The sequence below is a fragment of the Nostoc sp. genome (assembly GCF_036917355.1).
In the GTDB taxonomy this organism is placed as follows: Bacteria; Cyanobacteriota; Cyanobacteriia; order Cyanobacteriales; family Nostocaceae; genus Nostoc.
The window spans coordinates 1-7729 of the sequence record NZ_JBALDP010000066.1 but is presented as its reverse complement, the minus strand read 5'-3'; the positions used below and the strand labels follow the sequence as shown (position 1 = coordinate 7729).

At 39.2% G+C, this 7729-nt stretch carries 3 protein-coding genes; all 3 read right to left on the bottom strand.

Annotated elements, in window-relative coordinates:
- Nucleotides 1–383: 383 nt before the first annotated feature.
- Nucleotides 384–4199 carry a DEAD/DEAH box helicase gene (locus V7K53_RS21860; RefSeq protein WP_335199652.1) on the bottom strand — a complete coding sequence of 1272 codons (3816 nt, stop codon included), beginning with the start codon at nt 4197–4199 and terminating at the stop codon, nt 384–386.
- Between the two features lie 111 nt (nt 4200–4310).
- Nucleotides 4311–5129: an Rpn family recombination-promoting nuclease/putative transposase gene (locus V7K53_RS21855; protein ID WP_335199651.1), complete on the bottom strand. Its 819-nt coding sequence runs from the start codon at nt 5127–5129 to the stop codon at nt 4311–4313.
- A 16-nt stretch (nt 5130–5145) separates the two neighbouring features.
- On the bottom strand, nt 5146–7662 hold the full coding sequence (locus V7K53_RS21850; RefSeq protein ID WP_335199650.1) for an Eco57I restriction-modification methylase domain-containing protein: 2517 nt from the start codon (nt 7660–7662) through the stop codon (nt 5146–5148).
- Nucleotides 7663–7729 lie beyond the last annotated feature (67 nt).

Below are 7729 nucleotides of genomic sequence, written 5' to 3'. Positions count from 1 at the left end.
ATCTCCGCGTCTAAATTTTGATTGATGATGTATCAAAAAAATGCCTCACATCAGGTCGTGTAAATTTATTTTTTACTGCTTGTGAGAAATCCGGGCTAGCTGTAGTAGCTCAACAATACCCAAGAATCTTATTTGCATTCTCGGTTCGGCCAAGTTTGGTTCAGCGAATTTCTCTACCGAGAAATATTGATTGGATTTGGTTGAGAGGCTCGGATGCACCACTTGCTTCTGTTTTTAAGGCACATTGTCAAATTAATGGCATTCAATGTCCACCTCTTCTGCGGTGGGCTTTGCGAACCCCACTAGCAATTCGCCTTTTTGCTGAATTGTATCGAGGACAAATAATTGACAACATTTCAGAACAAAATTTTTCCTTAGTCGAATTAATTAAGCGGAAAATTAATAACGCGGAACTTTCTATCAGGGAGCGTGAAGGTGAAGACTGGCCTAGAGAGATTAAACCAGTTAGTGCTTCTCTCCGTGCGATCGCAAGCTTGATCAAAGGCATTATCTGCATTTTCTAGGGTAAACTGTAACCAATTTTCAGAATACCAAGAGGTTTTGTTCAGATCGTTTTGGCAGAAGGTATCAGATAAAATCAGTTTTGTAGCTGCCAAACATTTGGCTAATTTTTCCTGACTCATCTTGATTTTCTGAGTGACATCTTCTTTTAGCGGACAGTCCGGCGAATCTAACTCCAGAATTTGGTTCATGGAATTTTCCAGATATAAGCCAGTGTGTGCCAGCCAAATTGAATACACATGAGATTTAATTAAATACTGGTTTGCTAGTTCTAATTTAGGCGGGGCAACGACACCAGCAACCATTTGACTTTGACGTTTAAAGAAATATTGGTCGTGACCGCTACCAATGGAGGCATAAGTAATTACTAAAGCTTCCTGTCCACTTCTGCCGGCGCGACCACTGCGTTGGGCATAGTTGGCTGGACTGGGGGGAACATTCCGCAGATGGACAACGCTGAGGTCAGAAATGTCTATCCCCAATTCCATTGTCGGGGAGCAAAATAAAGTTGCTAATTTGCCATGACGGAATGCGTCTTCTCGTTTCTGGCGGTTTTCGTTTTTTACCTGTCCGGTATGTTCTCGCCCTTCTAGTGCTTTAATTTGATGAGCGTTAGTTTGGTAGAAGTCTTGAAAAAATTGGTTGACAGAAGTATTTCTGTCGCTACCCTGCAAACGACGGGAGGTTAAAGGGTCGGGGGGAATTTCACTTAATTTTGAGGCAACCCAGACCATTGAATTAATTTTTAGTTGGACTTCTTCTTCCTTTTTGTATAAGTAACCTGCATCTGTCAAAGCATTTACTAGAGCATTAATTAATTGGTTATAATCTGACTCTGGTAAAGGTTTTTGCAACCAATTCCATGCCCGATTAGAACGCAGAAAGCGCCCGATTTCACCACGAAATGTCAGCCTAATTGTATTTCGCCGTGATTTACCTTTCTTTTCTGTGGGGCTGAGGCTTGCCCAACTAGCTTCGTGTAAATATTCAAAATTATCAATTGTCCAAGGGTCTTTTAGTGCTTGGGATACTTCCTTTTTCAGTTGTTCTGTACCCTCTCGTTGTAAAATTTTGGCATCAATTACCAATTTTTTTCTGAGGTGGTCGAGGAAGGTTTTAACAACAAAATATCTTTGTGATGGTGAGGCTTGCAGTAAAATTGGATGGCGGTATTTTTGCCAGAGTTGAGTATTTTCACAAGTTGCTAAGAGTTCGGCATATTCTATGGTTAATAGACCGCATTGTTCTAAATTTGGTTGGACAATTCGCCAACCGCGACGCAAATCTTCGTATAGCCGATATTCAATTAAATTGCTAAAAGCTTCTTCATTCTTGCGTTTACCAAAGCCAAATTCTGCGGCTTCGATTGCATAATCTGCTTGAGATAAAGCCATCTGTTTGACAACTTCCGCCGCAAGTGCTTTGTGAGTTAACTTTTCATTTTCTTGAATAGCACTATTCAAAGCTGCCCGTAAGAAACTGGTTTGGACAAAATCATTGAAATGTCCTGTCTGTAATGAAGCATCCTGACGGTTATCAGTAAAGCTGAGGATTTTTGCGGCTTTGGCTTTCTCGCCAGTGAAAACTTGCTTGAGGCGACTGACGGTAGAAAGACAAAGTAGAGTAGTTGCGGTACTGCGTCCTTCACTACTTAGACGAGAGAGTTTGGTAAATTCGTTTTTCTTTTGGTCGTACAATACACCGCAGTGGAGACAGGTAAGAAAGGGTTTGGGAATAAACCAACAGGTAGTTCCCTGTAATACAGAGTTTATGACTTTACCGTTGGGTAGAACTTGCAGTTTGTGGGGAATAAAAGGTGCATATTTTTTTTCGGGAATACGCCCTTGTCTTTTAGTTTCTTTAAACCATGAGTCGGGAAGTCTCTCTTCGTCTTCTTTATCCCAAAGTCCGGGTTCATCAAGGGTTAGGTAGCCTTCCTTAATATCTTGATTGTCAAGACTATCTAAGGCTGTGGGTAATTGGGGCAGTACAATATCTTTTTCAGAATCGTAGCGTACCACATAATAGTCCTGTCCGCATTCCCGGCAGAAGACGAGGGGATAAAGCAGGCGGTTTTCGGTGGTTGTGTACTGGCCTTCTAGGGTGAGAAGTCGTTTGTCTCGATTTTCAATGGTGGCGTAAACGCTACCGCCTTGGGAAATAAACTGATGCAGGCGGAATGCCAACCCCTTAGTTTTGCTTCCCCAAAGAAATATCTGTTTGAGGATATTTAAGCAAGTTTCCTCGTTGAGTTGGGTTTCATTTGCGAGTTGATTTGCACCTGTTTCTAGGGTGATGGGTGTGCGGCGGACAAGATGTCCTTGTTTGTCTTCTAAACCAAAGTTCATCTCTACCCAGTGGCTTAGGGAATGCTGTTTAAAAGCGTCTAAAGTTTGTTCCGGTTTTGGAGGTAAACCTTGGATAATGCTTTCCCGCAATTTTTCGGTGGTGGGTGCAGCACTTTTGATAGAACGTTCTAAAGTTTCATCAATGACGTTGCTGGGTTGAATTTCTACGCCGAATAATTTACTAGCAACATCTGCCACTACCTGACGGCGTTGCTGGCGGGAACCTTCCGAAGACATGGTGGCGCTAGTGCCAATACACAGAAGTTTCTGGCCGCAGCGTTGCCGAAGTTTGCGAATTAAGATGGCGACATCTGCACCTTGCCGTCCTCTGTAAGTATGCAGTTCATCTAGTATGAGAAATTTTAAATCGGGGGATGCTACTAATTTATCTTCGTGAGTGCGCGAGAGCATTAACTCTAGCATCACATAATTTGTGAGCAAAATTTGGGGCGGGTTGTTTTGAATTTCGGTTTTCTTCTCTAGTTTTTCTTGTCCAGTGTACTTTTCAACGCGAATATGGGTGTTAGGGACTTGTTTGAGAAATTTTCTTAATTCTTCTTCCTGAGAATTAATTAGGGCATTCATGGGATAAACCAAAATAGCCCTAACTCCTTTGATTTCAGGATGGTGTAGCAAATCATCAATGATGGGTACAACATAAGTTAGGCTTTTACCCGAACCCGTTCCTGTGGTGACAACGTAGGGTTCTTCACGTTGTGCTGTTTCAAAGGCTTCTTTTTGGTGGTAGTGGAAGGTAAAAGGTTTACCATCTTGTGAAAAGTAGCGTGTACAGTCTGGATGGAGAAGACGTTGCTGTACTAATATAGTGACAGATGCGCCAGGACGATATTTAGGGTTAAGTTGCACTAAAGGGTCAGTCCAGAGTTGACCTTTTTCTAACTCGTTATCGACAAATGCTTTTACTTTTTCGTCGCGGATTTTGAGGAAGCTTTCAATATAGCGGCGGTAGTCGCCAATTACTTCGTTGCGAAAATTAAATATATCAAGAAACTGAGAATTGGTGGGAGAAGATGAATTACTCTTTGCTGGTACTTGATGATTTGTTCGACCTAAGCGTTGGTCAATCCATTCTCGAAGTTGGTAGTTAAAAGTTTGACTAATAGTAGAAAAGTTGAAGATTTCTTCAATTTCTTGTACATCCCAGCTTTGAGGAATACCCGTAAATAGAAGGGCTAATTGTTCTGGTGTAACAGCTATCACTCCTGTACAATCTAGGAATGCTAATTTTTGACTTAATAAATTGCTAATAGGTAAAATTGCATTTTCAGGCTGCTGTAATAATTCCTGTAGCTTTATAGTAATTTTCATAAAATTTGATTCTAGATTTTAGTAGATAGGGTGCGTTAACGAACTAACGCACCCTATCTACTATATTTCCCGTTATAGACATGAGAAATAACAAAATACGTATTGATATTTTTACATCTCTTCCAAAACTTTCCTTACTTCCTCCATATCTAGTTCTAAACGTTCAGCAATTTCTTGAACAGTTAATCCTAGCTCGAGGAAAATCGGTATCATTTTCAATTTGGTTTCTAGTTTTCCTTCTTCTTTACCTTCTTCCCTGCCTTCTTCCCTACCTTCTGCTTTTGCTTCTTGATAAACTCTAGTTTCTTTAAGTATGTTTAAGTTCAGCATGGTTTCTATCTCCTCGCGGCTTAAGTTAGGAAACTTGTAGACTACGATTGTCTCTATAAATTCTAGAACTTTTCTTTGAATAAGAGTGTCTGTCAATTCCTCTTTAGCTTTGTCAATTAGGTTTTTGGCCAATTCTCCGGCTTTGTTCTCACTCTCTATAACTAAGCGTACAATTCCTATTCCCAGAGAATCATCTGGTGCGTCGTCAAGTTCATCTAGGTAAAAGCGACGTAGATGAGGTTCTAGCAAGGAACGATAACGTTGGGGATAGCTACGTTCATTGCTGCGTTTGTCATAGATAACTATTGCAAACCAGTCAGGGTTAGGTGGCTGATATTGTGTAAAGTAAAGAAAAATACTTGTAAATAGTCGGTCATAAAATTCTTCATCTTTGTAAAACTGAATCTCTACAAAGTACAGTGGTTGATTAGGGAATTCTTTTAAGGGAGCAAATAATCCATCTAATCGGAAGCTTGTTTGTTTAATTTCTGGTGCAGTAAACTCGTAAGTATTGGTGCTAATGTCTGGCTTACCAATAATTTCAAAGAAGATATTGGGTAATTCTTTAAATATCTCATAGAAAATTGCATCTGTTTTCATAATTACGATTTACGAATTATTTAAACATTCTATCCCATGCCTCCAGCACTAACCTTTGTGTGCGATATTCACCAAACTGCTTAATTTCGTTATTCTTCAAAATGCGGAATGTTTCGCTGGGGAAGTCTGCGCCGTAGACATCAGCAGGGTCTAGGATATATCGCAGTTCATCACGGGTGAGTCCGTAGAGTTTGGCGTAATATGCGTCTAATTCTGCTCTTAATAATGCGCGTCTGTTGGGGTTCCAAATGAAGGGTTCGCCGTCGTATCCCATATCTTTGGCGAAGGGTTGCATATCCCAGGTGGTGTAAACTAATTCGAGTACGCGATCGCTAATAAATTTGATATCTTCTGGGGTGTATAATTCTGGAGGAAGAATGGGGAGTTGTTTGATAATAAAAAAGTTAAGATTGGCAGTATTAGCTTTTTGTTTAGTTACAAAATCAAAAACTAAGCTACAGCAGTTAGCTACCAAACATGAAGCAAAATATGTATCTTTCAATTTTGGAATAATAACAGGCGCACTATTTCCTACACCGACCTTCGGTAAAAATGTAAATATTGTACTTCTTTGATTGTTACCAGCAATGCCTCGATATGCTATTAGCCATTCTTTATCCCATTTTTCTGCTAGCCTGTTATTAACTTCTGATAATGGTATGTAGTACGAAGGGGTAACAAAATAATATGGATTTTGATAGTCTTCCAAAGTAGTTTCAGGGAGCATATGAGACCTAGAACCTTCGGGGCCTATATATGAACCATTACGATGATCAAATTGGTAAAACATTTTGCCCTCGTAAAGAGGAACTAAATTATTGCTTGCGTTATTATGAAATAACCCACTATCGTTTGACATATGAAACATAGTCATAAATGAAATACCCCAAGGATTGCTACCTGTGCTTTCATTCTCTAAAACAGGTACACGCTGATAAATTTTTATAGTTATTTCAGCATCTGCTAATGTCCGAAAAACAGGGCAAGTTAGTGTATTCGGATTTAATAAAGCTATCTCTTCAGGAGACAAGTAAAAAATTCTATCTTGATTATCTAAATGTTTAATTTGTGTGATATTAAAAGCAAATTTTGCCTGTTTACTAGAATTGCCACTAATAGATAATAATGAAAACTTAAACATCCCATGACCAATACCAGGGAAAAAGTTCTCTCGATTTTCAAAATCATATATACTTGCTAAATTTTGTTTTTTTGTAATATCAGCAAAAAACTTTTTACAAGTGTCATCAGTTGCAATCCCTGTAGGCACTATTATTCCAAGTATTCCGTCAGACGATAATAAATTCCTCGTAGTCTCAGCAAAAACAGCATAAGTATTGATATCCCCCACCGCAGTTAACGGAAATCTCTCTGACTCACGGATAAACTTACTCTGCGCCTCAGCATCATGTTTTGCATTTTCAAAAGCTTGTGCTAACTCAGGATTTTTCTTAGGTAATTCCTTAATCAACTTCTCCCGCGCCGCTTTATTCACAGCGTTAGCAATTTCTGCACTTTGAGAAGCAAAAAATTCTTTCTCTTGTAACTTAATCCGTTCCCAAGGTGGATTACCCAACACACAATTAAATCCACCTTGTTCAAATACTTCAGGAAACTCTAAACACCAGTGAAAAAAGTGTTTTTCTTCAGCTAGCTTGTTTACCGCCTCTACAATCTTATTTAATTCATAATTCGTAATCTTTAATTCGTAATTATCCTCTGATTTACGAATTTTTTCTACTTTTTCACGCTTTAAACGGTTTAATGCTTCAGTTGTCGGTAGTAACTGCAAATGATGCTCAGTTAGTGACATAAAAAATGCTGCCGTCCATAAATTACAAGCAGAATATTTCAGCCACCAACTAGATTCTTGCAGATTCTCTTTATATTGCTTTTGCTTATCTTTAACTTGTTGTGGTGTAGTTTCAGGAATTACCCCCAACTGTCGCCACATTTCTGCATAATCTACGCTATCAATTTCTAACTTATCACCAATTGATAGTTGTCCTGCTTTCTCTCGTTCGTTTTTATTCCGTTTCTTAAGCTGTGTAGATAGTTTTTTATCATCACCTGTTACTGGCTTAAACGCTTCATCAGGGATTCCTTCATTTAAACAACTCAAATCCATCACTCCCACAAGGGAATTACCACACTTAATTCTGTGGTCTAAAAAGTTAAGAGGAAAGCCGCGAGAAAAACCTTCAATCCATAAGGCTACTTTGCACAAATCAACAGCTAAAGGGTTTAAATCCACACCATAAATGCAATTTTGAATAACATCTCGAATCGCTAACTTTAAAGGTTCACTACCTGGTTCAGCTTCCCCAGTGCGAATTTTAGCTAATTCCTTTCCTACCCGACGTGCTGCGGCAAAGAGAAAATGACCCGAACCACAGGCGGGGTCTACAATTTTGAGGTCGAGAAGTGCTTTTTCTAATTCGTAATTGCTTTCTGCATTCCGAAACTTTTCTTTCGTACTGCGAAGTTTTTCTTCGATTACAGGTTCTAATACCAATTTAATATGAAGCTGCATATAATAGAGGGAAGCAAACTTGATAAATTTGAATACTCATGAGCCGTCCTTTTGAGATTGAAATCGC